Annotated in this window: 21 protein-coding genes, 1 tRNA gene and 1 other RNA gene; 14 read left to right on the top strand and 9 right to left on the bottom strand. The window is 57.4% G+C overall.

The genetic code is table 11. The features are described 5' to 3' along the window. The first annotated feature begins 218 nt into the window (after positions 1-218). Both Q3981_RS06730 and Q3981_RS06725 read left to right on the top strand, forming a co-directional pair. On the top strand, positions 219-755 hold the full coding sequence (locus tag Q3981_RS06730) for a gluconokinase (RefSeq protein ID WP_303124624.1): 537 nt from the start codon (positions 219-221) through the stop codon (positions 753-755). Beyond that, complete coding sequence (locus Q3981_RS06725; protein ID WP_012730848.1) at positions 755-2,134, top strand: GntP family permease; 1,380 nt, start codon at positions 755-757, stop codon at positions 2,132-2,134. The genes Q3981_RS06730 and Q3981_RS06725 overlap by 1 nt, the downstream gene beginning before the upstream one ends. A 2-nt stretch (positions 2,135-2,136) precedes the next feature. On the opposite strand, the gene Q3981_RS06720 is transcribed toward Q3981_RS06725, so the two are convergent. Further along, on the bottom strand, positions 2,137-4,026 hold the full coding sequence (locus Q3981_RS06720) for a BCCT family transporter (protein WP_303124621.1): 1,890 nt from the start codon (positions 4,024-4,026) through the stop codon (positions 2,137-2,139). A 677-nt stretch (positions 4,027-4,703) separates the two neighbouring features. On the opposite strand from Q3981_RS06720, the gene Q3981_RS06715 reads away from it, so the two are divergent. Continuing rightward, a complete protein-coding gene (locus Q3981_RS06715) occupies positions 4,704-6,758 on the top strand; it encodes a fructose-specific PTS transporter subunit EIIC (RefSeq protein ID WP_303124628.1) in 2,055 nt (684 codons plus the stop codon). A gap of 28 nt (positions 6,759-6,786) precedes the next feature. Here Q3981_RS06715 and Q3981_RS06710 read toward each other — a convergent pair whose 3' ends face one another. Both Q3981_RS06710 and Q3981_RS06705 read right to left on the bottom strand, forming a co-directional pair. Continuing rightward, complete coding sequence (locus Q3981_RS06710) at positions 6,787-8,538, bottom strand: hypothetical protein (protein WP_303124619.1); 1,752 nt, start codon at positions 8,536-8,538, stop codon at positions 6,787-6,789. Between the two features lie 214 nt (positions 8,539-8,752). Continuing rightward, on the bottom strand, positions 8,753-9,421 hold the full coding sequence (locus tag Q3981_RS06705; protein ID WP_303124617.1) for an LppP/LprE family lipoprotein: 669 nt from the start codon (positions 9,419-9,421) through the stop codon (positions 8,753-8,755). A gap of 768 nt (positions 9,422-10,189) precedes the next feature. Here Q3981_RS06705 and Q3981_RS06700 point away from each other — a divergent pair. Together Q3981_RS06700 and Q3981_RS06695 are read left to right on the top strand one after the other, a co-directional pair. Then, entirely contained in the window at positions 10,190-10,438 is a 249-nt protein-coding gene (locus Q3981_RS06700) for a hypothetical protein (protein WP_303124615.1), read from the top strand. 80 nt (positions 10,439-10,518) lie between these two features. Then, on the top strand, positions 10,519-11,448 hold the full coding sequence (locus Q3981_RS06695; protein ID WP_303124611.1) for a hypothetical protein: 930 nt from the start codon (positions 10,519-10,521) through the stop codon (positions 11,446-11,448). Between the two features lie 19 nt (positions 11,449-11,467). Here the strand turns inward: Q3981_RS06695 and Q3981_RS06690 are convergent, their stop codons facing one another. After that, a complete protein-coding gene (locus Q3981_RS06690; protein ID WP_303124609.1) occupies positions 11,468-13,129 on the bottom strand; it encodes a YeeE/YedE thiosulfate transporter family protein in 1,662 nt (553 codons plus the stop codon). A 449-nt stretch (positions 13,130-13,578) separates the two neighbouring features. Here Q3981_RS06690 and Q3981_RS06685 point away from each other — a divergent pair, with 449 nt between their 5' ends. Beyond that, positions 13,579-14,622 carry a hypothetical protein gene (locus tag Q3981_RS06685; RefSeq protein WP_303124607.1) on the top strand — a complete coding sequence of 348 codons (1,044 nt, stop codon included), beginning with the start codon at positions 13,579-13,581 and terminating at the stop codon, positions 14,620-14,622. 215 nt (positions 14,623-14,837) lie between these two features. Here the strand turns inward: Q3981_RS06685 and Q3981_RS06680 are convergent, their stop codons facing one another. Next, positions 14,838-15,521 carry a S1 family peptidase gene (locus Q3981_RS06680; RefSeq protein ID WP_303124605.1) on the bottom strand — a complete coding sequence of 228 codons (684 nt, stop codon included), beginning with the start codon at positions 15,519-15,521 and terminating at the stop codon, positions 14,838-14,840. A 310-nt stretch (positions 15,522-15,831) separates the two neighbouring features. Then, positions 15,832-16,722 (bottom strand): rhodanese-related sulfurtransferase, encoded by an 891-nt coding sequence (locus tag Q3981_RS06675; RefSeq protein WP_303124603.1) that lies wholly within the window; start codon positions 16,720-16,722, stop codon positions 15,832-15,834. 196 nt (positions 16,723-16,918) lie between these two features. Between Q3981_RS06675 and dhaK the strand changes: the two genes are divergently transcribed. The 3 genes from dhaK to dhaM all read left to right on the top strand — a co-directional run bounded on the left by dhaK (position 16,919) and on the right by dhaM (position 19,614). Next, positions 16,919-17,923, top strand: coding sequence for a dihydroxyacetone kinase subunit DhaK (gene dhaK / locus Q3981_RS06670; RefSeq protein WP_303124601.1), 1,005 nt, complete (start codon positions 16,919-16,921; stop codon positions 17,921-17,923). A 27-nt stretch (positions 17,924-17,950) separates the two neighbouring features. Beyond that, positions 17,951-18,583 (top strand): dihydroxyacetone kinase subunit DhaL, encoded by a 633-nt coding sequence (dhaL, locus tag Q3981_RS06665; RefSeq protein WP_303124599.1) that lies wholly within the window; start codon positions 17,951-17,953, stop codon positions 18,581-18,583. A 227-nt stretch (positions 18,584-18,810) separates the two neighbouring features. Then, the gene (dhaM, locus tag Q3981_RS06660; protein ID WP_303124626.1) at positions 18,811-19,614 is read left to right on the top strand and encodes a dihydroxyacetone kinase phosphoryl donor subunit DhaM; all 804 of its coding nucleotides are present in this window, start codon (positions 18,811-18,813) and stop codon (positions 19,612-19,614) included. An 11-nt stretch (positions 19,615-19,625) separates the two neighbouring features. Here dhaM and Q3981_RS06655 read toward each other — a convergent pair whose 3' ends face one another. The 3 genes from Q3981_RS06655 to ffs all read right to left on the bottom strand — a co-directional run bounded on the left by Q3981_RS06655 (position 19,626) and on the right by ffs (position 22,662). Further along, positions 19,626-21,272, bottom strand: a complete 1,647-nt coding sequence (locus Q3981_RS06655; RefSeq protein WP_303124597.1) for a hypothetical protein — start codon at positions 21,270-21,272, stop codon at positions 19,626-19,628. Positions 21,273-21,411: 139 nt separating this feature from the next. Then, the gene (locus Q3981_RS06650; RefSeq protein ID WP_303124595.1) at positions 21,412-22,116 is read right to left on the bottom strand and encodes a hypothetical protein; all 705 of its coding nucleotides are present in this window, start codon (positions 22,114-22,116) and stop codon (positions 21,412-21,414) included. Positions 22,117-22,567: 451 nt separating this feature from the next. Further along, an RNA gene (gene ffs, locus Q3981_RS06645) (signal recognition particle sRNA small type) lies at positions 22,568-22,662 on the bottom strand. A gap of 191 nt (positions 22,663-22,853) precedes the next feature. Between ffs and Q3981_RS06640 the strand changes: the two genes are divergently transcribed. The 5 genes from Q3981_RS06640 to Q3981_RS06620 form a co-directional block, all read left to right on the top strand. Beyond that, positions 22,854-22,942, top strand: a tRNA-Ser gene (locus tag Q3981_RS06640). A gap of 381 nt (positions 22,943-23,323) precedes the next feature. After that, positions 23,324-23,782, top strand: coding sequence for a hypothetical protein (locus Q3981_RS06635; protein WP_303124594.1), 459 nt, complete (start codon positions 23,324-23,326; stop codon positions 23,780-23,782). A gap of 71 nt (positions 23,783-23,853) precedes the next feature. Continuing rightward, entirely contained in the window at positions 23,854-25,137 is a 1,284-nt protein-coding gene (locus tag Q3981_RS06630) for an aminotransferase class I/II-fold pyridoxal phosphate-dependent enzyme (RefSeq protein WP_303124590.1), read from the top strand. A 43-nt stretch (positions 25,138-25,180) separates the two neighbouring features. Then, a complete protein-coding gene (locus Q3981_RS06625) occupies positions 25,181-25,882 on the top strand; it encodes a hypothetical protein (RefSeq protein ID WP_303124585.1) in 702 nt (233 codons plus the stop codon). Between the two features lie 66 nt (positions 25,883-25,948). Beyond that, positions 25,949-26,286 (top strand): AAA family ATPase (locus tag Q3981_RS06620; protein WP_303124583.1); only part of this gene is annotated, 338 nt, incomplete at its 3' end.

Genomic DNA, 26,286 nt, shown 5'->3' with positions numbered 1-26,286 from the left:
GCGGCAACAGCGGGGGTAACCGTCGTGACTGTATGACCGTCGTTCACGTGCACGATTTACCGCTCACTCCAACGAATGAGCCAATGTCGGGGGTGAAAATGCGGGAGGGACCCCCAGCCATGCGTGGGTTATGTCCGGTTCATGAGTACGGTTAGGTGTGATCCTCGGCTCCTGCGCGGCATTAAGTGAGCCGAACCACATATCGACAAGGAACGACTATGGACCTTTCATCGCCTCTCCATATTGTCGTCATGGGGGTTAGTGGCAGTGGGAAAACGTCCGTTGCCCAGCATCTCCATGATTCGACCGGCTTCCCCTACGCGGAGGCCGATGACTTCCACCCGCAATCGAATATCCAGAAAATGGAATCTGGAATTCCGCTTACCGACGACGACCGCTGGCCGTGGCTGCGTGCCCTACGGGATTGGATGTCTGAACACGGCGACGCCGGCGAGTCAACCGTCGTGAACTGCTCTGCCCTGAAACGCGCCTACCGTGATCTGCTCAGCGAGGCCCACGGCAATGTGCTGTTCGTGCATCTCGATGGCCCCATGGAGCTCATTGCGAACAGGATGGAATTACGGTCGGGCCACTTTATGCCCCGCTCCCTGCTGCCATCGCAGTTCGACACGCTGGAAACGCTGGAGGGCGACGAGAACGGGATCACCCTCGACATTTCCCAAACTATTGAGGAATTGGATAAACAGGTGCTGGCCATTGCTCAGCGAAGTGCCGACGCCGGAGGTCACGAGTGATGCTCACTCCGCTTGCGGCTGACTCCACCGTCACTGTGCACGCCTCCCACGGGCAGCTCATCATGGCAGCGTGCGTGAGCATCGCGCTCATTATTGTGCTGATCACGTGGCTGAAACTGCACCCGTTCTTGTCGCTGCTGGTCGGTTCTGGGGCGCTGGCGCTCCTGGCGGGCATCACGCTAACTGATACCTTCACCGCTTTTTCGTCGGGAATGGGGTCGACGGTCGGCGGCGTCGGGGTTCTGATCGCGCTCGGTGCGATTATTGGCGCGCTGCTGGTTGAGACCGGCGCGGCGGACGAAATCGTTGACACGTTTCTCGAGCACACCTCGGAGCACCGCCTCCCTTGGGTGATGGCGACGCTGGCGTTCCTGATTGGTATTCCGCTGTTCTTCGAGGTCGGCCTGGTTCTCCTCATCCCCGTGGTGATGCTGGTGGCGCGGCGTGTTCACGCGCCGGTGGTGCTATTGGGCATCCCCGCTCTTGCTGGGTTGTCAGCTTTGCACGGTTTGATCCCTCCGCACCCCGGTCCCCTGATTGCCATCGATTCCCTGTCCGCCAACCTTGGGCTGACCTTGGGCCTTGGGTTGATCGTCGCCATCCCGACGGTCATTATCTCTGGCCCGATTTCCGCGCGGTTCATGGCGAAGTGGGTTCCCGTGCCGGCACCGGACACCTTCGACACGGATAAAAACATCCCGCGCGAGTCCCGCCCCTCGTTCGGCGTCGGCATCTCGGTTATTTTGCTTCCCGTTGTGTTGATGCTGGCCAGGACCGTCGAGGAAACCATCGGCATCGACAAAGGAAGCGCATTCGGGAATGCCCTCGACTTTGTCGGCGAGCCCCTGGTTGCCCTGCTCATTACGACGTTTTACGCGATGATCATGCTGGGCCTGCGCACCGGGCATTCATTGAAGGAAACATCCGACGTCGCCGGCGGTTCCTTCGGCCCCATCGCGGGGATTCTTTTGATCGTGGGGGCCGGTGGCGGTTTCAAAGAAACGCTGGTCGAGACAGGTGTGGCGACGGTTATTGGCGATTGGATCCACGGCGTGGGGCTCTCCCCCATCCTGGCCGGGTGGCTGGTTGCCGTGGCGATTCGGTTAGCTACCGGTTCCGCAACAGTGTCGACGATTACCACCGCCGGAATCATGGCCCCCGCAGCCGCCAACCTGACCGACACTCACACGGCCCTGCTCGTGCTGGCGATTGGCGTCGGCTCGGTATTCCTCTCACACGTGAACGACGCCGGGTTCTGGCTGGTCAAAGAGTACTTCGGGATGACCGTCGGGCAGACATTCAAAACCTGGTCCCTTATGGAGACGATTCTCTCCGTGACGGGGCTGGTCTCGATTATGCTGCTCAGCCTGGTTATTTGACGTTATCCGTCCTTCTCCTCGGTGCTCGCACCTCGATGGTCGACGTACCAGTCCGTCAGGGATGGATCGTCACTATGAAACTCGGCACCCGCCCCCTGCTCAGACGGAACACGCGAGGTGCCGAACACGAAATCATCCCCATACATGTCGATGCCGCGATGCACACCACGCGAAATCGCTTCGCGCGCGTAAGTGCGCCGAATCATGTACGGATCCTGACGCAGGTCCTTCGCCCACGCAATCATGATCCCGATGACAATGAACACGAACGGAAACGCGCTGGTCACCATGATCGATTGCAACCCCGACAACGCATCTTGGCCACCGGCCAGCAGCAGGAAGATCGCGATGAGCCCCAGGGTAACGCCCCACATGATCGTGATCGGAGTGGACGGCAAGGCTCGCCCCGACTGAGACATGGAGCCCACCACATTGGTGGCCGAATCAGCAGCCGTCGTAAAGAAGATCACGACCGCAATAAGAACAACGGTCGATGTTATGGGCGTCAAAGGAAGATTATCCAGCAGATCAAACATCACGTTTTCGCCCGAGCCTTTAACCTCAAGACCAGGGCCCTTCATATTCATCCACATCGCGGTGCCACCATAAATCGTGTACCACGCGGTGGAAATCAGCGCGGGGACAAAAATCACCACGGTGGTGAATTGGCGCAGCGTTCGCCCTTTCGAAATTTTTGCAATAAACATTCCGACGAAGGGCGACCATGACACCCACCACGCCCAATACATCGTGGTCCACGACGTCAAGAATTCCTTCTCGGCATCGCCTTGGCTCGGCGAGATGGACATCATCGCCATGAAGTTTTGGAACAGCGCGTAAATAGACGTCGGGAACAGATCCAGAATGAACAAGGTGGGACCAGTGATTAATGCGAAAGCAGCCAATGCCACCACAATGATCATGTTTGCATTCGATAGCATCCGGATTCCGCGTTTAATTCCGCTCACTGCAGAGAAAATAAACACCACAGTAAGAAGGACCATAGCCCCAATCAGGAAAGCGTTTCCGTGAATTTCTTTTCCTGTTAAGAGCGACGTTCCTGTGCGAATTTGCAGGGCGCCGATGCCCAGAGAAATCGCCGTCCCAAAGAGAGTGACAAGGACGGCGAAGATGTCGATAATTCCGCCGAGAATTTTGTGCGTTCCGTCGGGGAAAACCGGCTCGAAAATGGAGGAAATGAGTGGGAGTCGACCGCGTCGGTACGAGGAGTAGGCAATAGCACCGCCGACGAAGGCATAAATCGCCCACGCCAAACTGGCCTGGTGCAGGATCGTCGTGGACATCGACGGCAGCACCGCGGCCATCGTGCCCGCCTTGGCGTCGGTGGCGGGCGTCGGGTCGAGCAAATGCGTCAGCGGTTCCAGGGGTCCGTAGAAAATCAAGCCGATGCCGAGGCCCGCAGCAAAGAGCATGGCGATCCACGATCCGGTGGAATAATCCGGGCGGGAATCGTCGGCACCCAATTTGATGTTCCCGGTGGGGCCGTACCCGACGATCAGCATGAAGAGAAGGACCGCGATCATGAGGCCGCCCAGCAGCCACGCGAAGTGAGTGGTGATCCATTCTTGCATGTCAGCGCCGACGACGCTGATGCTCCCCGGCGCGACGGCCGCCCAGAGGACCACCGCCACAGCCACGGTGAGCGCGACCACGAACACGGTTTTGTTGGTGGGGAATTTCCGATCCGTGTCTTCGACGCTAAGGCCGGGGATGAGCCCGGGGTGCAGCCGCGGTTCCGGGTTGACGGCTCGCTTCAGCGCCTGGCCGACCTGTTGCGGAGTGCCGCGGCGCGGATGCGGTGATTCTGCAGCGTGCTGGCGGGGTGAGGAACCGGACTGATCCGGCGGGGAGCTATGGGATGAGGCTGGCACAGCGTGAGCCCTTCGTAGTTCGACGGAGGTGTAACCCTCCCTTGCCATCTAATAACGGTATAGCTATTGGCGTCTTAAGTCAGTTTTCCGGCTGATATGTATTTCGACTTCCTGCATGTGTGTCGAGTTTCGGGTTTTACGACAAAAGTGTGTCCGCGTGCGGGAAAACTGCGTGGGGGTATCGGGGTCTCTTGTGAAAACTGCGGGGAAATATGTGCGAAAAATGGCCGAAAACTGGCCGTATTCCCCCGCACTTTTATTTTGGGCCGCGTATTCCCCCGCACTTTTCGCGCTCTAGATGTAGCTTTCCCTCAGTTTTCCGTCTGCCGGCTCCTTCTTCCGTACGTAGGTGCGTCGCGCCCCAGGATTCGCGTGCGCACTGCCTCCTGTCGTATTACCCCGAGTTTCTGGCGAATGTGTATAGCGGGCGAGCTGGATATGTATAGCGAGGGAATCGAAATCGAATACGTATCTCGGTCGAACCAGCCGGAGTTTCTAAAACTAGAGTCATTCTCATGAGTACAGATGGAAATAGGGAGCCGTCATTAGGGGGAACGGCCGCCGTTGACGGAAGCACCGTTAACAAGAGCAGCGCCGTTGACGGGAAGAACCCCACAGTCGCGGGATCAACAATCCTGGCAATTACCGCATGTCCGACGGGTATTGCGCACACGTATATGGCCGCGGAGAAACTCGAGGCTGCGGCCAAGGAGGCCGGCGCGACGATCAAGGTGGAAACTCACGGCTCGATCGGCGTCGATAATGCTTTTTCTCACGCGGATATTGCGGCGGCAGATGCCGTGATTATTGCGGCGGATATTGCGATCGACAAAGAGCGGTTTGTCAATAAACGGCTGGTCACGACGGGTGTTGATGCTGCGATCAGCCATCCTGATGATCTTCTTCGGCGAGCGCTAGTCGCTCCGCGGTGGGGGCAGTCGCAAGGCAAGGGGAACCAGGGGGTCGACGGTGACCATGGCGCGGGAACCGGTGGTCGGGGAGCCTCCGGGGGCCTCTCCCCCGACGCCGATGGAGCGTCACTGAGCGGATCGGCGAGCAGTGAATCATTGAATCCTGCGACGGTGATCTATCGAGCCTTGATGGCCGGGGTATCCCGCATGATCCCCTTCGTGGTAACAGGCGGGTTGCTCATCGCCGTGGCGTTGTCCTTGGGTGGCCACCCCACATCGGAAGGTATGCAAATACCAAAGGATAGCTTTTGGTACGACATTAATCAGCTGGGCACACTAGCGTTCAGCCTGATGGTGCCGGTGTTATCGGCCTATATCGCAGAAGGTATTGCGGACCGGTCTGCATTGGCGCCCGGTTTTATTACCGGCATGGTCGCTGTGACTGGTTCACTGTATGGCTCCGAAGCAGGCACTGGATTTATTGGTGGCATTGTCACGGGTATTTTGTCCGGCTACGTAGCTTTGGCCATTCGAAAAATTCCCGTCAATAAGTATGTGGCCCCTATTTGGCCGATTATTGTCATTCCGATTGTGACCACACTCATTGTCGGTCTGCTTGTTATTTACGTCATCGGCGCGCCGATTGCATCGCTTTTCGACGCCCTGACGCACTGGCTAGCCAGCATGAATGGGACGTCGTCTGTCGTGCTGGGCGCCGTCTTGGGCGCAATGATCGCTTTTGACATGGGTGGCCCGTTTAATAAAACGGCGTTTCTCTTCGGTGGCGGTTTAATTGCTGCCGGAAACGCCGCACCGATGGGGATGAACGCGGCAGCTATTGCGGTCCCGCCGCTGGCGATGGGCATTATTACTTTTATTCGCCGACAATGGTTTACTAAGCCTGAAAAAGATGCTGGCATAGCTGCCCTAATCATGGGATGTTTTGGTATTACCGAGGGCGCTATTCCTTTTGCAGCGGCTCGCCCATTTCAAGTTATTCCGGCCAATGTTATTGGTGGAGCCGTGGCCGGAGCTCTCGCCGGTTTATGGGGTGTGAAAGATAACGTCATGCACGGCGGGCCGATTGTTGCTGTGCTGGGGGCTATCGACGGCGTTGTGTGGTTCTTCATCGCCGTGCTCGCTGGTATCGCGACGACGGTCGCCGTCATGATTGGGCTGACGCGAATAAGTATGTCCCGGAGTAAGCATTCGCCGACGTCCACGTCTAACGCTAGTGATGCTGGTGCTGGTGCTGATTCTTCTACTGATGCTTCTAACCCGCGGAACACTGGCGCTGTTACCAGCGCTGAACCTGCCGGTGTTGTTTCCGGCACCAAGAGCGCCGAGGAGTCAGATGCTCCTCACCTTATCGACGAAACGCTCGTTGTCCTGGACGATGATGCGCCTTCTGAAAACCGCGAAGATGTTATTCGCGGTTTGGTAAACCACGCAGTCGCGGCCGGACGAATTACCGATGGTGAAGCAGTGATCCAGGCAGCGTTGGCTCGCGAGGAGCAATCGACGACAGCGGTGGGAAACGAGGTGGCAATTCCTCATGCCCGGGTAGCTGGCGTCACAACGCCGACGGTGTTGTTCGCCCGGATTCCAGGCGACGGCGTCGACTGGAACAGCCCGGATAACACGACCGTGCATTTTGTGTTCCTCATTGCCGTTCCTAAAGGGGCGAATAAGAAACACATGAAGATTCTTGCCCAACTTGCCCGTGCCCTGATGAGAGACAATTTCCGCACTCACCTCCGCGACGCGACAACGAGCGCTGAGATTGTCGACGCTGTTCGGGAAGCGGTGGGAAACCTATAAGCACCTAACAGTGGGGACGGATCCGGTTTTATTCCACTGACGTAAGCGTTGCCACAGCCCCGGGAGCCGGTACCGCCACATCCTTTACCGGTGAATTAATAATCTGGAATTCACTCGGTGTGACCCGCGCGAATATTTGGTGCGGGTCTTCGCCTTTGAGATATGTGTCCAGAAAACTCTTCAACTCGGGGTCATGTTCTGCGGCCTGCTTGGTTTCCTGCGGGACGCGTATTGCTGCCACGTAATTTCGTGGGATCCCTTCAACCAATCCGGCAGGTCTGCTTCCGAATTCTCCTTCGACTGGCAACACGCGCTGCGATAAAGGAGTTCCCAAGCGACCATCGACAGTCTCTAGGAGCAGCGGATACTTCTTACCATTAACCGTCACGGTGATGTCATGCTTCTCACTTGCGTAGGCGAAGTGATCGATGCTTAATGACGCATTGTCGGTTACTTTCCCCTCGTAACTGAAGGGAGATTCGTCCGACAATGTATCTGTGCTTCGATCAGCGGAGGAGTTTTCAAGTTTCCTCCCCTCTAGCGGTAAACCGGTTGCGGTGAAGGCCCAGTTTTTATCGTCAAGAGCCTTATGCCAATAACCCGATTCACCATCCGAATTCGTGCCCTCTACCCTGAGTTCGCGGTTCGTCGAACCAGGTGCCGTCGTGTGGATAGAAATCCTGCTCGTGATCGTGCCAGGAATTTTTGGCTGGTGAGTCCACTCTTGTCCTTCAATCGCTATCGGCGCTGTGTTGTTATCCAATCGCTGTTGAAGGGCATTCGTTGCCGACGGGCGCTCGTCCGGATTGTTGGGGTCGTTCCATTGGTAGCGGAATTGAGCTGGGTCGGCACCGCGAACGTCATAGTCGGACAACTTCGTATACATATCACCGTATTTATTGGTAATAAAAATGACCGATCCTGATGCTGACACAGATTCTGCTTGGAAACGCGAATTAAATGGCGTACCGATTTCGTAGGAATAATCGCGCGCAAGCCACGGATCAAGGCTGTAAAGGTGTGACCCATCTTGCCCGAGTGCGACTACTTGGGTGACTTTGGCATACGAGATCGGTTGTTCTTTCCCGTCGGGCGTGGAATATGTTTTATCCACATTGTTGTCGATCAGAGTAAACGACCATTTCCCTTCCTCGGTGGTGGGCGATTGCAATCCTTTGCCCAACCACACGGGCCCTCCCCAGGCTCTGATCCAGCCCCATCGTGCCGGGCTCGAAAGCAAATTACTCAGCGTGTACATCCAGCCATCTTTATCCAGCGCGATGAGAGAATCACCGTTGATGGACATGCTGACAATGTTTCCATCCAAACAATCAGGGATCGGAAGATGCCGCCATTGCTCTTCTCCACGATGACGAACCACCAATGATCCCTCATGGAGTGCAACATCAATTTTTTCGTTGAAACCTTGGTGGTTGTCTCGTAAATCAATACGTTCCGGCAGGTCTTTATCATTTGCGACGGGTAAGGCATCATAACCATCATCACCAAAATCAGGCGCGACGAGCCCTAGAGGAAATTGCCCATTCCCTTTACTGATATCGCCAAGATAAGGGACGCACATCGCGTTCGGTTGTGCAGACGCCGGAATATCAGGCTGCGGAGAATCACTGGGGGCACCATTGGCGACGGCGACGCTTGCCAGCGGAATAGAGAGCGTAACAATAGCGGTGGAAATGAAACGCGAATGCGACGACTCACGTACATGTCGCGATTTATGAGCGTATGGGAAATTCCGTCGGACGTTATCTCGGTGGTGCATGACAACCCGCCTTTGTTTCAGATGTGCGACAACGCGGCGGTAATGTAGCCCAACTTTTGGGGGTTATTGACCGCCGAATACAGCTCTGCTGTTTAAAATCTTAGTTTCTGTGGCTGTTTCCCAGCGGCCATTAGATGTTTAGATCGATAACGCGATCCCCCGGTTTACCCCCCGGCGTAATTACGTATCACGCCCGGAAGGTTTCACACACGTTTTAGTCTGGCGGTAATTCACCTTCCATAACGACGGATTCGGATTGATCATCCCAACGGAACGTGGCAACTGATCGACCAGTTTTCTCGGCCAGAGGGTCCCCTGGCTTGGGCCATTTCCAGGTCACATTGATCGTCGAATCATCAACACGCGAGACATCAGGCGAGTATGTCGGCTTCTGGGGCACAGTTTTTATGAATCGTCCGTTGTGGAACAGCATGGTCTGCGTAGGCGGACTGCCGTCGACAATTTTCATGGGAACTAATACTGCCCAGGACAACGTCGCACACGGCTGATTTTCAAGGAAAGAGGAGGGATCAATATCCCATTCTCCCGACGAAGGTGGAGGAACCTCGGCCGCGTGGTCTTGATACTCCCGTGCCGCAATATTGTCGGTGCAGCTTTCCTGAGCTTTTCCCTGCTGAGCGGCAGTTTTGCCGTCGCTATCTGCATCTTGCTCGTTAGATTCTGCGACGTCACTACTACTGTCCTCTGATGCTGTTGCGTTTTCAGAACTCGGAGTAGCTGCGGAGGACTTCGTTGCCACGGACGTCTGCTGATCGGTGGCCTGAGAGTTGTCGTTATCACCACCCTGGTTGCACCCAGCTAGCACAACCGCGCTAGCTAATAACGCAATGCCCTTGACTGCGTGAGACGATGACACTTTCATGCTCTTCGACCTCTCATCACCGCATGGTGGGATTAAATGCGTACTGAAATTGAATACGCACTTCCTAGCATAAGTGAACCCCAAATTGTCGGCATCACAAACAGATGACAAGCGAATAACAAAATAATTTCTTTTAGTACACCTATGCAGAATGTAATGCCAACAGCCCTCCTCAACGTTTTAATAAATAAAGGAGGCTGAAAAATATGAATGAACAGCAATGGGGACAAGAACACCGCGACGAAGCGTGGGGAGACAACGCGAATCAGAACGGTAAGAACCCTCAGAACAACAATGCACCCAACGACCAGAACGAGGCCCCCAATGGACACCCTGCTCAGGACAATGGGCAGTGGGGTGCTGGGACACAGGGGGATGCACAACCCACGACGGCCTTCCCTCCTCAGGGCTTTAATGGGCCACCGCCTAACGGCCAATTCAACTATCCTCCAACGCCCGGTAATCAACCCTGGCCCGGGAATCAGCCCCAGTCTGTGAACCAGCCCTGGCCGGGAAACCAAGCACAGTACGGAAATCAGCCGTGGGCTAGTAACCAACCTGGACCTGGACCGGTCGAATATCCCAGCGCGGTAGACCAACCGTGGCCGGGGAATCAACCACAGTTCGTTAATCAACCACAGCAGGGGAACCAGCCCTGGCCACCTAATCAACCGTGGTCCGGAAACCAACCCCCGCAACAGTTTTGGCAACCTATAGAGCCTCCACAAGAACCGCCACAGCAAGGTCCACAGCCGACGCCACGGACGGGTGCGGAAGACAAACGTCGCTCTCAATTCCCACGCCCGTCGATCGAGCGTCTTACGTCAGAAGGTCAGTCCGGCTGGGGACCCCACCACTCCTCCGACGGAGGAGCCAGCGGATCAGTCGGCTCGCACCAACCAGCGCCACATCACCCCGTCGGCCCCCACCATGACGGAGGGGCATCGGCAGCAGGTACACCACCCGGCGGGCACGGCACTATCACAGGGCCTCACCCCTCAGCGCCTGATCCAATGAGTGGCTCACACGCTGTTACCGCAGGGCCACCCCACCCCGTCAGCGGTTCCCAAGCTTTCACCGCAGGACCACCAGATCCGGTGAGCGGCTCACACGCGATTACAGCGGGCGGAAGCAAAGTCGCTGCAGGTGGAGCCGCTAAAAGTGGGGCTACCGGCGTCTTGACATCAACAAAAGGCCTCATCGGCGCGGCAATCCTTGGCGGCGGTGCGGTAGTGGGTGGTGGCGTGGCCTACAACCACTACACCACCAATGACGATTCCAGTGAACCAACAACGTACACACATCTCTTTGACGATATGACCAGAGGACAAGATGTTATTGGTAGTGGCGATGGGGTTTCTTTTCGCCTCGCTGACACCAAATTCAATTGTTATATCGCCTTTTCAGCGAACATGATGAATATGCTGGACTGCTTCCAAACCGAAGAATATGATCCAGCCCTAGGTGGAGGATCAGGAGACGATTCAGAGAAAAAGTTCGTTTATTCTCACCAAGAATTCAAGGACGACGGTGACTTCTACAACGATGGCGGAGTTCTCCACCCTGGAGAAAAAATTCAGTTTTTTGACACCTCATGCGGAGTGTTCGAGGATAAAAAAGCGACATGTATCGTCGATAATAACCGCGTCGACTTCACCGATAAGGGCTACACCATTACCAAGCGTAAAGGTGATGGCACAGGCATCACCGGATCCAAATGCGGCGACATTGATATAAAAACCAGTTACACTGAGGAATATACAAAAGCGCCTGTCCTCGTCCACCAAGGTGATGTGGATTGTTCACACGCCCTTGAAGCGATGCAGAACTACGTTAGTAACTCTGGTTCAGAAAATTCTTCAAGGAATGACGAACATTCAACTGGCCCGGATAAAAACGGTTGGACGTGTGAGCCCACAGATACTTCATACGGTGAAGGAGCAGGGCCGAACTCAGTGCCCGGTAGCTCCTTTTGCAAGGACAGTAAAGGCAATATCGTGTACACGCCGTCGCAGTATTATCTCTAAAGACTAAGGCACTATCGAATTACCCTTTGCGCACACTAATGGTCCACCCGGCGTCGTCGGTGGCCTCGAAGTTCGTGACTTCGTGACCATCGGTCGCCGCCCATCGCGGGATAGCGTCCGTCGCCTGGGTGCAATCGAAATTGATGACCAGCTCATCTCCACTGGAGAGCTGCTGCATCGCGGCCTTCGCTTCAATCAAGGGGAACGGGCACACCGCACCCAGCGTATCCAGGGCAAATCGTCGTTCACCGACGCGACGCAAACCACCGCGAAGCTTTCGGCCTGCATTATCGCGCTCATCACCTGCATCACGCCCATCGACGTCACCATCAGCCGGGCGCTCAAGTACCGATACTGCCGGTAAACCAACAGCCGTCGCGAATCCCCCAACATTCAATTCGGAATCGGCCGCAGAATCGCCACCCGCAGAGGCACCCACCAACACAGGCTCGCGTTCAGACCTCTTACGACCACCAGACTCAGCCAACACTCCACTGCGCTCAACTGCACCGGGCTCAGGCGTCAGGTCATCGACGCCGGATTCAGGCACCAAGTCATCGCCGGCGGAGGCAGGAGCCAAGTCGCCGGCGCTCGCCGCGCGGATGGCGTCGGCAGTAGATGGTGACAGAGTGTAGCCGTCCGGATCTTGAGAGTTGATCGGCTCGGCAGGCTTCAGCCACAGCTTCGCGGCGAACCCCACACCCAGCGCGATGAAGAGCAAAGCAACCCAACCTTGGTAGCTAAACAGCGACGTCTGCACCATACCGTTCCCGACCGTGCAACCACCCGCCCACGCAGCGCCGACCCCCATCACCACGCCACCGGCGACCGACCGCACCGCCTGGGTTCCCGACGGAACTCGCACGCGGAACTCCCCCGACGCCTTCGCTGCCAGGTACGACCCGATCAGGATCCCCAGCACCAGGAGGGCTCCCCAGTTGATGCGGGTCGCGTCACCCGTCGTCACGAAACGGACCAGGTCCGAACTAGGTGTTGTGATTCCCAAACCATCGTTGCGGCCCGTCGCAGCGGAAAGAGGCCAGGCGATGACGCCCAGCACACCGACAATCGCCCCGGTCGTGTACACGTGCCAGGGCTTTTCCGCCAACAGGTGCGCGAGGCCCGTCTTCTTCGCTGCGAGCTGAGCGATTTTGGGTTGAGCTGCCTCGGCACGAACAAACTTCGCGACGAGGAACGCAGTCAGCACGGCCAGCGGGAGGGCCAAGGCCCACGTCGACACCCCTAGTGACTGCTGAATCGTGGTGAGCGGGACCGTGTATTCGCGGAGCCCGCTGTTGATCCCCTGTAGCGCGCCCGCTTTCATCGCGGCAGCCGACAAACCGTACGTGAGCAGCGCAATCCAAGACCCGACGAGACCTTCACCGGAGCGGTACCAAGTTCCCGACGCGCAGCCGCCGGCCAACACAATACCGACGCCGAAGAGGAAGCCGCCGATGATGACGGCGAAGGGGGCGAAGTCGTCAACCTCCGGGGTGATGACGCCCAGCGAAGTTAGTGCGGCTAAGCCCACCGCGTGGACGGCGATGACCACGAGGAGCGCCACGAATCCGCGCCATGTTTTCAGCGTGAAGATGTCACGCAGCATACCGGTGACACAAAAGCGACCCCTTTGCATGACGTAACCGAGGACCGTTCCAAGCACGAGACCGGTAATAAGCATGGCAACCTTTCCGCTTGATGGGCGACGTCTGACGCGTGGCACCTGGTGAATGAGGACATGTGCCCTACGTAACGACTGTCATACATGGCGACCACCGACATGGACGCCATCATGTTCGTGCTTAGAGTAGCCTAAAATAGACCGCTCTGTCTATAGTCTTTGTGTAGAGCTTTTACTGTGGGAGTGAACGGCGCAATTTCTGGCGTGTGCGAGCGCTCATGAGACGGCACGTGTGAAGACAATGAGGGTCCGGGACGTGCGGGTTTGTCTTACTATCCCCCACAAAAACGGGTATATAACACAGAGTTGTGCCGTGGGAAATAAAGAGTGAGCTTCACGTCCGCTTTACTAGAGGTGTGCAAACGCGGTGAAGTCAGCGCGCAATTGAATACGCAACTAACTAGTCCCTAACTCACCAGCCTCCCTACCCCACTGAACGAGGAATCACCATGAGCGACGAATCAGAAAAACAACCACACGATGACCCCGAGACCACCCAATTTCCTCCCAATAATCCCGAAGGTACGTGGAACAATGCGGGCGGTCAGAACAACAACACGTGGGGCAACGGGAGCACGCAGAGCAACGGAGCTTGGCAAAACGCGGGTGGGCAGAACAACGCGGCCGGTCAGAATAACGAAACACGGCAATTTCCGCCGTTAAACAACCCGAACTCCCAGCAAGGGCAACCACAGGGGCAAGGCACTCCCGGATTTGCTAATCAACCGCCCAACCAACCCCAATGGGGACAACCGCCGACACCACAACAACCAGCGCCAAACGCGGGGTTCTCTCAGGGCGGAAATGCTCCAAGCGGAAATACTTATGGCGGGAACGGAAGCACCGTCGTTTCCGCAAACACAAAACCTAACCGCATCGGTGCGAAAGGCGTCGCCAGTATCGTTGGCATACTCGTTCTGCTCGGCGGGGCGATTGGTGGGGCAAGCTACGTGTGGTCCAACCACCACAATGGGCAGAAAAATGACGAAGCAGCACCCGCCACGTCGGTAACGCAGTCTCAAGCGGCGACACCCTCCGCTAACCCCACCCCCGGGCAGGAAACCACGGAGCCTGCCCCAAGGAAGGCCGCGATCAATCCCACCGTCAATAACGATGACACAGCGACGGACACAACCGAAGAAAGCGACGATTCCGACAGCTCGACTAACAACTCGAATAGCAGTTCAGATGGGGAATGCACGACCCAGGGAGCTACCGGACAAACACTCCAGGTAGTAATCGACAAAGGGGATATTGACTGCGCCGATGCTCAAGAAGTGCTCAAGCGCTACGACGAGGCCCCCCAAGGCGATGGGGGGCCGGGACAGCGCAGCGGCAATTTCCAATTCTGGGATTCCACCACCGACGATTGGAGCTGCGTTTCACCCACGTATGCCACCGCAAAAAGAGAAAACCGCTTTTCTAGCTGTAGCAATGACGAGTTGGGCGCCTCATTCTTCATTCCTTTTGACTCTGGAGAAGACCGCGACTAAACACCCGCGAGAGCCGTCGATACCCGCCGTCCACAATTGACGGCAAGGGTCGAGTCACGAACCATCGCTAGTTATGCGTCGGCAACCGTCGGTAGCGACAGTAAAAAAGGTCATCAGCGCACGTCGATAAAAGACTGCACTAATGACCTATCAGCACCAAAGATCTACCGGGCCCAGTGATCTACCAGGCCGAGTGACCTGGTCCTATTAACCGATCACGGCCAGCTCTGGGTGAAGATGGTGCCGTAAATCCACGGAAGGAACTGATCAACCTTCGTGTAGTTCGCGATGGTCTTTCCATCGGCATCTTTACCGCTGGTCGAGCACAAGACACCGTAGATAACCGGGCCAATGTGGAACGGTCCGCCGGAATCGCCGTGCTCCTGCCCACCGATGATGGACTTCGTCTCGAACATGTCGGCGTTACCAGGGCGCGGTCCCTGCGTCGGGCCCGAAACATAGGCTAGACCTTGGGTTTCGGGGAAACGACCTGGGCCCCAACCGGTGAACTGACCCGGCTGGTTAGGAACCGGACCGGGCGACGGCAGCATGATGGGACGAACACCCATCGACACGTCGGTGCGGACAAGAGCCATGTCGGCTCCACCGGGCTCGCGAACAACACGGTCGACGTTGAACGTCTGCTGAGCGCGCTCGCCGATCTTCACATGACCGCCGGGACCATGGCTGTTACCCAGGCAGTGCGCGGCCGTAAGGACCCAGCGGTCCGACACCACAGCACCAGTACAAATACCGCCGATGAGAACTTCAGCCGACCACGGCTCGTAAACAGCGTTGTAGCCGTTCTCCACCGCGCTTGCCGACGGGGCTGCAACTGTGGTGCCCGCGGCGACCGCTACGGCGCACGCTACAGCGCCCAGCATCTTTTTGATCTTCAATTTCTACCTAACTCGATCTATCCGAAACGACACAATGGGACGCAGAGGAGCTAAAAAAGTTGTTAGCCCTCGAAATCCGCTCCGGTCTCTATATCTACTTTCAATCCCTTTGCATTACATCATCTACATATGACGTCTGACAAGTGGAATGTGGTGGACGTCTCGGAGCGGCCAAGAGAGCGGGAGCTGCGGAGATCCGCGCCGTAAAGCGGGTTTAAACAGGACTTTTGTCACGCGGAGCCCCGCGATTTCCCGTCAGCGCGAGCCCCACTGACGGCGACCAAAAGTTACGCAGATCTCACTTTCCAGATCACACCAGCGCAGGTTCGCACTCCCCGCAATACTGATGCTTATGCGCAGCCGTACAGTCATCGCAGCGGAGGAATAACTTCCGGCAGTCGTTATTTGCGCAATTCACAAATTGGGCCGTCGGTTTACCACACTCAACGCAATGCCCTAAGGATTCCGTACCACTGCCGAATTCCATATGCATTCGCTTATCAAATACATAAAGCGATCCGTCCCAATATCCATCATTTCCGTACGCTTCCCCATAACGCACAATTCCCCCATCCAACTGATAAACCTCTTCGAAACCACGATTCTTCATCAGCACCGAGAGAACCTCACACCGAATACCGCCCGTGCAATACGTCACCACCGGACGCTTCTTCAGGTCGTCGTACTTACCGGATTCAATTTCGTCCAAGAAATCGCGGGTTGTCATCGTATTGGGAACCACAGCATTGCGGAACTTACCGATTTCCGCCTCCATGGCGTTGCGACCGTCGAAAAAGACGACATCGTCGCCACGTTCATCCATCAAATGATGAAGGTCCTCCGGTTTCAGATGCGTGCCTCCACCAATCACGCCCTCTTCATTCACCTTCAGCTCATCCCCAGCGCCGAACGTGACCAGCTCCGGGCGGACTTTCACGCTCAGGCGGGGGAAATCATCCCCTTCGCCCTCTGACCACTTGATATCAGCGTTCTTAAAAGGCGCATAACTACGCGTTTCACGGCAATAACGTTTAACGTCGTTAAGTTCCCCGCCGAGCGTCGCATTAATGCCATCTTTAGAAATAATGACCCGGCCCTTGAGATTCCATTTCTCCGCCAAGGCCTTCTGCCACAGACGAATCGCTTCAGGGTCGGCTAATGGCGTGAACACATAAAACAGCACAATTTTCGGCATGGACATGCTGCCGATTCTAATAAGACACCTGCTACACCCAAGAAATCGTGAGGCTCCGACAAGCAGCTCGTCGGCCCTCAACACCCCGGTTTCGCGAGTAACCTAGGCCTACGAAGACTGCAGAACACCGACGCACTAAAACAGGAACTACAGAGCCACTCGATGGTGAAATAGTCGGCACAAGCACCGAGGAGTCAGGTTTATGAAGAAGTTAATCAACGACCCGCATGACGTCGTCACGGAGAGCATCGAAGGGCTGAGCCTGGCGCACCCCGAGCTCGTCACGGTCAATCCCGACCCGCTGTTTGTCACCCGAAGTTCCAAGAACGCCAAGGACCAGGGCAAAGTGGGCGTCATTTCGGGTGGTGGTTCCGGGCACGAGCCTCTCCACGCGGGATTCGTCGGCACCGGAATGCTCGACGCCGCCGTTCCGGGCCCAGTGTTCACGTCACCGACACCCGATCCGATCCTCGAGGCAGCGAAGAGCGCCGATAAGGGCGCGGGCGTGGTGTTCGTCGTCAAGAATTACACCGGCGACGTGCTCAATTTCGATACTGCGGCTGACCTGGCCGATATGGAGGATATCGAGGTTCGGCAGGTCATCGTGAACGACGATGTCGCCGTCGAGGATTCGACGTTTACCGCTGGCCGACGCGGGGTGGCGGGCACGTTCTTGGTCGAGAAGATCACGGGTGCCGCGGCCGAGCGCGGGCTGTCCCTCGACGAGGTCGAACGCGTCGCGCAGAGCGCCATTAAAAATGTGCGGTCGATGGGTGTGGCGTTGACGTCCTGCACCGTGCCACACGTCGGGAAGCCGTCCTTTGACCTTGACGACAGTGAGATCGAGCTGGGTGTGGGCATTCATGGCGAACCTGGCCGACGTCGAGCCCCCATGAGCAGCGCGGATGAAATCACGGATCAGCTGCTCGACCCCATTGTGGCGGATCTGGAGCTGAAGAAGTCCGATCGCGTTATTGCGCTGGTCAACGGCATGGGAGGCACGCCGCTCTCCGAGTTGTACATCGTTTTCCGACGGGTGGCGCAGCGACTATCGGACCTCGGGGTGACGCTCGAGCGGTCCGACGTCGGGAACTTCGTGACCAGCCTGGAGATGCAGGGTGTGTCCGTCACGCTGCTCCGCGTCGATGATGAGCTGCTGTCCCTATACGACGATCCCGCCGAGACGCCGGCATTCGTCAAGAAATAAACAGAAGTAACTCAGAGGAGGAACACAATGTCAGATTTGGATAAGGCATGGGCTGAACGGTGGATCCGCGGGTGCGCCGAGGCCGCTAGCGAGCACCGCGAGGAATTGATCGATCTAGACCGAGCTATTGGCGACGCTGACCACGGCGAAAACGTGGACCGTGGTTTCCAGGCCGTGGTGAAGAAGCTGGACGACGACCAGCCCCAGGACATTGCGGGCGTTTTTAAGCTGACCGCGAAGACGCTGATGTCGACGGTCGGCGGGGCGTCCGGGCCGCTGCTGGGCACGGCATTTATGTACGCGGCGAAGGCCGTATCGGGTGATGCGCTGGACGCCGACGGTGTGGCCGCTGTGGTGGAATCCGCGGTGGGCGGCGTCGAAAAGCGGGGTAAGGCAACCGAGGGCGAGAAGACCATGGTTGATGCTTGGGCCCCGGCAGCGCGAGCGGCACGGTCTGCTGCCGATGAGGGGAAGAGCCCCGCCGAGGTGCTGCGCGCGACTGCCGATGCCGCGAATAAGGGCGCCGAGGCCACCGTGGACATGACTGCGACCAAGGGGCGCGCTTCCTACCTGGGAGAACGCTCTGTGGGGCACAAGGATCCCGGTGCGACGAGCTCGGCGTATTTCCTCGCTGAGGCCTCCAAAGCCGTTGATGCGTAATGGGTTGCGCGATGAGCGAGGTGCTGCAGCGCCTCGAGGAGGAAGCTCGGAAACCGCGTGCGGCTGCTGGTGACGCGGCGGCTGCAACAGCATCAACCACGACTGCAGGAGAGACGGCGGCAGATAGCTCTGCGGATGAGGCCGCACGTAGCTCTGCAGATAGCTCGCCGAACAAAACAACGACGGAGGGAACACGAACGGAGGAAGGACTTACGGAAGGAACGATGATGACAAGCAATAACGACGCTGCATCTGGCACCAATGGAGATTCCGAACAGTCGCCGCAGGTCGGCGTCGTGGTGGTGTCCCACTCGAAGCGCTTGGCCGATGGTTTGGCGCTGCTGGCGTCGCAAATGGCTAAGGATGTGCTGATCGTTCCGGCGGGTGGTTTGGATGCCGACCCGGAGGATAAGGACAACCCCGATGGTGGCGGTATCGGCACCTCGTATGACGCGATTGAGGCCGCCGTTAATAAGGTTGTCGACGCGGGTTTGGCCTGCGCTATTTTCACCGATCTGGGCTCTGCGACGATGACGGTCGAGATGGTTGTGGACATGCTCGACGACGAGCCTGTTCGGTTTATTGACGCCCCGCTTGTTGAGGCCACCGTTGCCGGAGCCGTTGCTGCCCAGCAAGGCCAGGATCTGGATGGTGTGGAGCGCGAGGCTCGTCGTGCGATTTCCGCGTTTGCATCTGAGAGCGCGGGTGATGGTGATTCGGCAGCCGCGCCGGGCGAAGATGCAGCTGGCGACAGCACGAATAGCGACGATGCGAACGGTGGCGGCTATTCGCGGCGTGTGAAGGTCGCAGATAAGGCCGGCCTGCACGCGCGCCCTGCCGCGAAGTTGGCGGAGATGGCCGCGGACTCAGAGGAAGGCATCTTGGTCAACGACGCGGATGCTGACTCGGCGATGTCCCTGATGGGTTTGGGCGCCGAGTGCGGCGAAGAGGTTACTGTTTCGGGTGATCGATCTGAGAAAGCATTGATCGACTCGATTGCCGACGCTATCGCGGCCGGCCTGGACGAGTAGCTTTTCGGAGATTATTTGGGCTCCCGCAGCTGTGCGCCAATGACGTGTGGCGTGGTGAGCCCAATGTCTCCTCGCAGTTGCCGCAGGTTGTATTCTGCCTCGAATTCGCTGGTGATGGGCTTGTATTTCCCTTCTGGTTCTTGTTTTTGGGATTTAGACGAGTTGCCGTAACCACCCATGGGCGCGATGCCCATCCTGCCCATCGCTGGGCGTGAACCGTCACCTCCGGTGGGTGACGGTGTTGCGGCGCCACGGCCATAATGTGGTGCCGTGTTTTTGCCTTCCCCTGGCGTTGATCCTGGGTAGTGGGGGTTGTCGCCTGTCCGGGGCATGGGCGTATCTGGCCCGGGGTGGATGATGACGCTCCTGTTTCGCGGAATTTCGCCGGGTTTGTTGAGCTGCCCTGAACCGTTAACTCCGTTGCGCGGATAGTTGCCGTTGCCGTGTGGGGCGTGCCCACTGTTAATCGGTATGCGGTTGGTGCCGCCGAGCCCGTTGTTCGGTGTGCTAGAACGCAGGTTGCGCCCTGGTGTTTGGGTTGTGCGTGGAGTGTAGCCAGGTGATGGAGTATTCCCTGGTAATCGGGGGAATGAATTGCCGCTAACACCACCAGGAGTAATGCGAGCATTGTCTCCGCTAATCGAGGTTGGCGCGGTACCACGAGGTCCGCTACCTACGTTGGACGCTCGGTTGGGTGATGTTTGCGCGGCTGGCGTGATGGGTGCGGTTGGTGCGGGATGGTTAGTAGTTGTGGCGACGTTATCCGCGTTGATCGTTGCTGGGTGGGTTGGATTAAGTGGTGCGTTGTTTGCGGTGGGTGCTCCTCCAACTGCCCCAGTTGCAGCCATAGCTGGGGTGACCGTAGTGGATACGGTGCTAGGACTGTTAATGGGCGATGGCGCCTGTGTGGTGAGATGTCCTCCGCCCTGGCCGACGTTGGGGCGTTCGGTGAGATTGCGCAGTGGTGGCACCGCCGCGGTGAGCATGGCTTGATAAGGGCCGGTCATGAACTCTCGAGTGGCTGCCCGTGCTGCTTCCCCGGCTGCACGTACTCCGGCGGGGTTGGTGGCTGCGGCGACCGCTGCAGTGTGCTCGGCTTCGATGGCAGCGATCTGGGTACGAGCGGCCTGCCGAATATGGGGCAGTTGGGAAACGGAAGCGTGCATGGCAGTGGCGTTATCAGCGAAAATCTGAGCCGTGGCCATCACTTGGGTGCAACACCCGGCGGCGGCATCAATCGCCTCTCCTGTGTTTTCTTCCAGTTGGGTACGGGCCCGCACCAGGGCGTCGACGGTCTCGTTCAAAGAACTGGACAGGTTGCGCCAGTACTCGGCAAGGGCATAAATCTCACTATCGTCACCTGCGTCGAGCATCGCGAGGACTGCAGAAGGATCATCACCGTCCCCTGGTATTGGCTCCGAAAAGTCAAAGGGGCTAAATGCTCCATCTGGACGTGTCGGGAAGGTGAACTCTGTGTCCTGTATCGACTTAAGTCCGCAGAGTATGGCCGCTGAGGCATCGTCTTGGCCAACAAACGCACCCCGCATTTCCTTCGTACCTTCAGCTAACCAGCGGATGAGTTGACGCAACTGTAGCAAGGTGTGCCTCGCGCTCCCGACCTTGCCGCTGACGACCTGAAAATGTTGTTCCCCCAGCATTCGCAATCCAGGCTCACCGGTATATTCCCCCGAGTCGGAAAAGGCTAAAGACAATAATTTGTTAAACTTAGGCTTAGAGCTTGTCTCTAGCTCTCCTACAGCTGTATCTAATGAGCAAGGGTCTATGGATAAATTCATTTTATAAAATCCTCTCTAATCCTTTTCGGGAAATATCACATAGCTGCGCGTAATCCAATTTCTTATCAAAATCAACATAACCAAATCCAACACGACCAATAGATGTTTCTATGTAAGAAACACAGCCCTTCAGATCATCGTCACCTTTCGGTTGGTCATATCTTGATGGTGAATACTGTTTTGATCGAGAATCTACAATTTTTCTTTTTTCTAATTTATCAGTAGTGACGCCAAAACCGTCCGACCAATTTCCATCTCCAATTTGCAAAACACAATTCTTTAACGTTCGGAGTTTTATGTAATCCGGCCCTACCACTCGGTACCCCAAACCTTCCCAGTATCCTGGCGGGGCATCCTCGCAAAGGTCGGCATTCTCAAACCGCGGATCTGAATAGTCATAGGAGCCATCAGGGTTCTTTTTTGCTTTAACCGGGTACTTAGCCAATACCTCCGGGCGCTCCCACAAAGGACGATTCTTATGTTCCCCCTTACCCGACTTAATTTCTTTGGGAACGGGCCTTGTAGAATCGATCGCCTTCCGTTTTGAGAACAACTCTTCTGCCGGGTTGGTATGAGAAGTGGCGGACCCCGATGATCCAACGCTATCTATATCTTCACTGTTCGCTGCCACAGGTTCCATATCCCCGAAACCAGAACCATCAGACTGGGAACATCCCGCCAACAATGCTGCAGCAGCAATCGACACAGCGCTTAGAAAGATTCCGACGATACACGAACGTCCGATATTCCGTTCTCTATCACTTCTGTTGCGATAGCAATCCCCCACACCAATCCCCCTAAATAATTGTTATAAAGTTCACCCACTCCGAATAGCCAGGCACCCCAATTACGTTTTGCCCCAACAGCCAGAATGTCAACTAAACGAAATGGTTGAAAACTTTTAAATAAACAAGCTCCAACAAATATGGAAACTTGCGAAAACCCCTATTTTTCAGCGTTGACGTTACCAGACGCATAGCGGCACGTCTACGGCTTTTAGAAATTATTGTCGCAATGTTCTCGCGTCGGTTTAGACGACGGAGCTAGTCATCGGTTCCCACGAATATGCAATTCCCACGGTGTAGCCGTTCCCCCACTACAACCAGCCACAACGCACCGTGGCGAGCCAACACCGTCCAGGCATAACGGCAGAAATAAAAAGGGGACCCCACGCACCCGTCAGAGCTCGCTGACCCTTGCTGCGTTCCCGCCCTGGGGGAGTTCACAAGATGGACGCCGCGCGGAATCCGGCCCCCATACTAACCCACAGAGGCACATATTCCCACCCGCCAAACAAAACCTTCCGCTCCGCTGGGAAAACAGCGCACTACATGGAACCAACATCCCCATTATCGACGCCCTACAAGGCCTGTTTTTGTCGATGCCCATGACATCCGGTAGGCTTGCCCACCGGAACGCGGACTTCAGGTGCGTTCCACGCTTGGAGGATTCGACTAGCGGCCTATGTCACACGCCTGGAACGCGTGCGGGTAGCAATACCCTCGTGGGTTCAAATCCCACATCCTCCGCCACAGAACCTAGCCATCCAGTAACCACAGGGTGGCTAGGTTTTTCGCATACACAGGGTTTCCGCCGGGTTATACGACTAGAAAGAACACGGGCGCAGCGGACCAGCCCAAGGAAACCTAACTCCCAGGTCAGAGGGGTACATAGTCCCCACAACGAGGGGCACATAACACGCAGTCGGGAACATTAACGCGGGCCAGAGCACATAACGAATGAAAGCGCCGCACATGCGACGCCACCATTTACTTCCCTCACCTCGCTACTCACGAAGGGCCCGAAAAATGCTCCCCACCACCTCATCACCCACCGCCCCATCACCCGCCACCTCCTCGCCGAGCACCACACCAAGCACCGGCAAAAACTCCCACGTCATTCGTCGGAAAGTAATGGCTGTAGCAACCGCCGTGGCAGTCGTCGGCACCCTGGCTGCCTGCGGAAATGACGACGCAGATTCCGAGCCCAGCACGATCACCAAGACCAAGACGACCGACCAGACCACAACGAAGACGGCCACCACAACCACTCGCACGACCACGCCGACCTACGACGACGAAACGACGACCGAGGAATACACGCCTCGGCAGACCTACACCACACAACAGGCGCCAGCGCAAACGCAGAACACAGGCAATTACGACGACAGCTACGACGATGAAGACGCGGAGGAGGACGTCCCGAACGCTGGCGTGAACGGCCCCAAGTTGGAGTGGAGGACTCAAGGCCCCTTCGGCTCCGGCATGGGGTGTGAGCAGCACCGCGACAAGCAACCAATCCAATCAACCGCGTGCTACCGCGGAGAGGACGGCAACTTCTACTACCAAGCCGTGGTTCAGGCGCCCCGATAAAAAATCCTCTTCCCATGTCCGCACCACCCTGTACGATGAAAGTGAATCGCATGGTCTCAAGGAAGGTTCACATGTCACCGCAGGTCACACCGTCGAAAATTAACGTCGAAGCGCTCACCGGCTCCAAAGCCGACATCGAGCAGGCATACAACGAACTCAAGGCCAAGAACCTCGCGCTGGACCTGACCCGCGGCAAGCCTTCCTCTGAGCAACTGGACTTTGGCGACGAACTGCTCGGCCTTCCCGGCGCGGGCAACTACACCGCCGACGACGGCACCGATTGCCGCAACTACGGTGGGCTGCGCGGCATCGTCGATATTCGGAAAATCTATGCTGACCTGCTGGGAATCCCCGTCGACAACATCATCGCGGGGGACGCATCCAGCCTGAACATCATGCACGATCTGATCGTGTGGGCGTACATCTTCGGCACTCAAGACTCGCCGCGGCCGTGGAAAGATGAAGACACCGTCAAGTGGATCTGCCCGGTCCCGGGATATGACCGCCACTTCTCCATCACCGAGCACCTCGGGTTCGAGATGATCAATGTCCCGATGACCGATGAGGGGCCGGACCTCGACGCCGTTGCCGAACTTCTCAAAGACCCGCAGGTCAAGGGCATGTGGACCGTGCCTGTTTTCGGCAACCCGACGGGCATTAGCTACTCGCGGGAAACGTGTGAAAAGCTTGCGGCACTCGATGCGGCCGCACCCGATTTCCGTATCGTGTGGGACAACGCCTACGCCGTCCACACCCTCACCGACGAGTTCCCCGAGCCCATCAACGTTCTGGAGCTCGCCGAGAAAGCTGGGCACCCCAACCGTTTCTGGTTCATGACGTCCACGTCCAAAATCACCTTCGCCGGGTCGGGCGTGAGCTTCTTCGCCTCATCGGCAAGCAACCTGGACTGGTACGCCAGCCACGCCGGGATCCGCGGCATCGGGCCGAACAAGATCAACCAGCTGGCCCACGCGGAATACTTCCACGATGCCGAGGGCGTCAAGGCCATCATGCGGAAGCACTCCGCATCGCTCGCGCCGAAATTCGCGGCCGTCGATAAGGTGCTCCACGAGCGGCTCGACGACTACAACGTTGCCACATGGACAGAACCCAAGGGCGGGTACTTCATCAGCCTCGACGTGCCCGACGGCACCGCGTCGCGTGTCGTTGAGCTGGCTAAAGAGGCCGGTATTAAGCTCACCGAAGCTGGATCCAGTTTCCCGCTGCACAAGGACCCCGATAATCGCAACATCCGGCTCGCGCCCTCGCTGCCTCCCATCGAGCAGGTCGAAGAAGCCATGGACGGAGTGGCCACCTGTGTCCTCCTCGCCGCAGCGGAAGCCGCCGAGAAGTAGCCGACCCCGACCCCGACAACAGAGGTGAGCGCCCACCACGCCTATGAACCTACTGGAAACACAAACCTGGTTGGAATCCATCCTGCCTGGAGAAACGCACTGGACCAGCATCAAAGCCAGCCCAGATAGCCCACCGTTTACCGTGACCTCCCTCCTCATTAACGACGACGGAACGGCCGAACCCGTTGATCCCGCGAACGATAATGAGGAGCAGCCGCGCGGTCGGCACGCCAAAGTGACCGATGACCTGCGGCAGACCCTCGCCTGCACGGCGGACGCGGGGCGATACTCCACCGGGTTGACCAGCCCAGACGGAATGGACGTGCGCGCTGAGCTGCTCGCAGTGGGCCTGGCCAGACTGGGCGAAATGGGGCAACTGGTCGCTGCAGCGGCCACCATGCTCAGCGAAGAAGGATCCGGGCGATTGGCCCAACCAGGAACGTTCCTGCCAGGGCTGGGGGCCATGGTCAACCCCGCGTTCACCACGAAACACGGGCTGCTGGTCGTCCCCTACATTTGGCCCAAAGGGGTGCCGACCGTCACGGAGCATCCCGACCTCACCACGGCCGACGGGCAACCGGTTAACCCCACGCACCCGGGGCGTATGACGCTGATCGCCCAGATCATCATGCTCACCGAACAGGAATTCCTCCACGGCATGACCCACGGGATCGACTCACTCCAGACCCGGCTTGCCGAAGAAGGGGCGGATCTCCGCGACCTCCGTCGGGCGAGCGTTATATAACTCCAGCTCAGGGGCATAAAAATGCTAAGCCCACGGTGTGTCCTACCCGGGCGGTAGCATACACACGTGGCTCTTTATAGGAAGTACCGTCCCGCAACATTCGCCGATGTCGTCGGCCAAGAACACGTCACCGTGCCGCTCAGCCGGGCACTCGACGCCGGGCGCATCAATCATGCGTACCTGTTCTCCGGTCCCCGCGGCTGCGGTAAAACCTCCTCTGCCCGCATCCTCGCACGCTCGCTCAACTGCGTACACGGGCCCACATCGACCCCCTGCGGGGAATGCGAATCCTGCCGAGCACTCGCCCCCGGCGGCCCAGGCTCCCTCGACGTCACCGAACTCGACGCAGCCAGCCACCGCGGCGTCGAAGACATGCGAGACCTCCGCGACCGAGCCATCTACGC

The sequence above is a fragment of the Corynebacterium sp. genome (assembly GCF_030530965.1).
GTDB lineage: Bacteria > Actinomycetota > Actinomycetes > Mycobacteriales > Mycobacteriaceae > Corynebacterium.
Note: the sequence above shows the minus strand (reverse complement) of the source record. Positions and strands in the feature narration are given on the sequence as shown.

Coding starts and splice junctions, on each gene's coding strand:
- Q3981_RS06630 (WP_303124590.1), top strand. CDS start 23,854: ATGTCACCGCAGGTCACACCGTCGAAAATTAACGTCGAAGCGCTCACC.
- Q3981_RS06675 (WP_303124603.1), bottom strand. CDS start 16,722: ATGTCCATGCCGAAAATTGTGCTGTTTTATGTGTTCACGCCATTAGCC.
- Q3981_RS06635 (WP_303124594.1), top strand. CDS start 23,324: ATGGCTGTAGCAACCGCCGTGGCAGTCGTCGGCACCCTGGCTGCCTGC.
- Q3981_RS06730 (WP_303124624.1), top strand. CDS start 219: ATGGACCTTTCATCGCCTCTCCATATTGTCGTCATGGGGGTTAGTGGC.
- Q3981_RS06705 (WP_303124617.1), bottom strand. CDS start 9,421: ATGAAAGTGTCATCGTCTCACGCAGTCAAGGGCATTGCGTTATTAGCT.
- Q3981_RS06725 (WP_012730848.1), top strand. CDS start 755: ATGCTCACTCCGCTTGCGGCTGACTCCACCGTCACTGTGCACGCCTCC.
- dhaL (WP_303124599.1), top strand. CDS start 17,951: ATGTCAGATTTGGATAAGGCATGGGCTGAACGGTGGATCCGCGGGTGC.
- Q3981_RS06690 (WP_303124609.1), bottom strand. CDS start 13,129: ATGCTTATTACCGGTCTCGTGCTTGGAACGGTCCTCGGTTACGTCATG.
- Q3981_RS06655 (WP_303124597.1), bottom strand. CDS start 21,272: ATGCTGGGGGAACAACATTTTCAGGTCGTCAGCGGCAAGGTCGGGAGC.
- Q3981_RS06715 (WP_303124628.1), top strand. CDS start 4,704: ATGGCCGCGGAGAAACTCGAGGCTGCGGCCAAGGAGGCCGGCGCGACG.
- dhaM (WP_303124626.1), top strand. CDS start 18,811: ATGACAAGCAATAACGACGCTGCATCTGGCACCAATGGAGATTCCGAA.
- dhaK (WP_303124601.1), top strand. CDS start 16,919: ATGAAGAAGTTAATCAACGACCCGCATGACGTCGTCACGGAGAGCATC.
- Q3981_RS06710 (WP_303124619.1), bottom strand. CDS start 8,538: ATGCACCACCGAGATAACGTCCGACGGAATTTCCCATACGCTCATAAA.
- Q3981_RS06625 (WP_303124585.1), top strand. CDS start 25,181: ATGAACCTACTGGAAACACAAACCTGGTTGGAATCCATCCTGCCTGGA.
- Q3981_RS06685 (WP_303124607.1), top strand. CDS start 13,579: ATGAGCGACGAATCAGAAAAACAACCACACGATGACCCCGAGACCACC.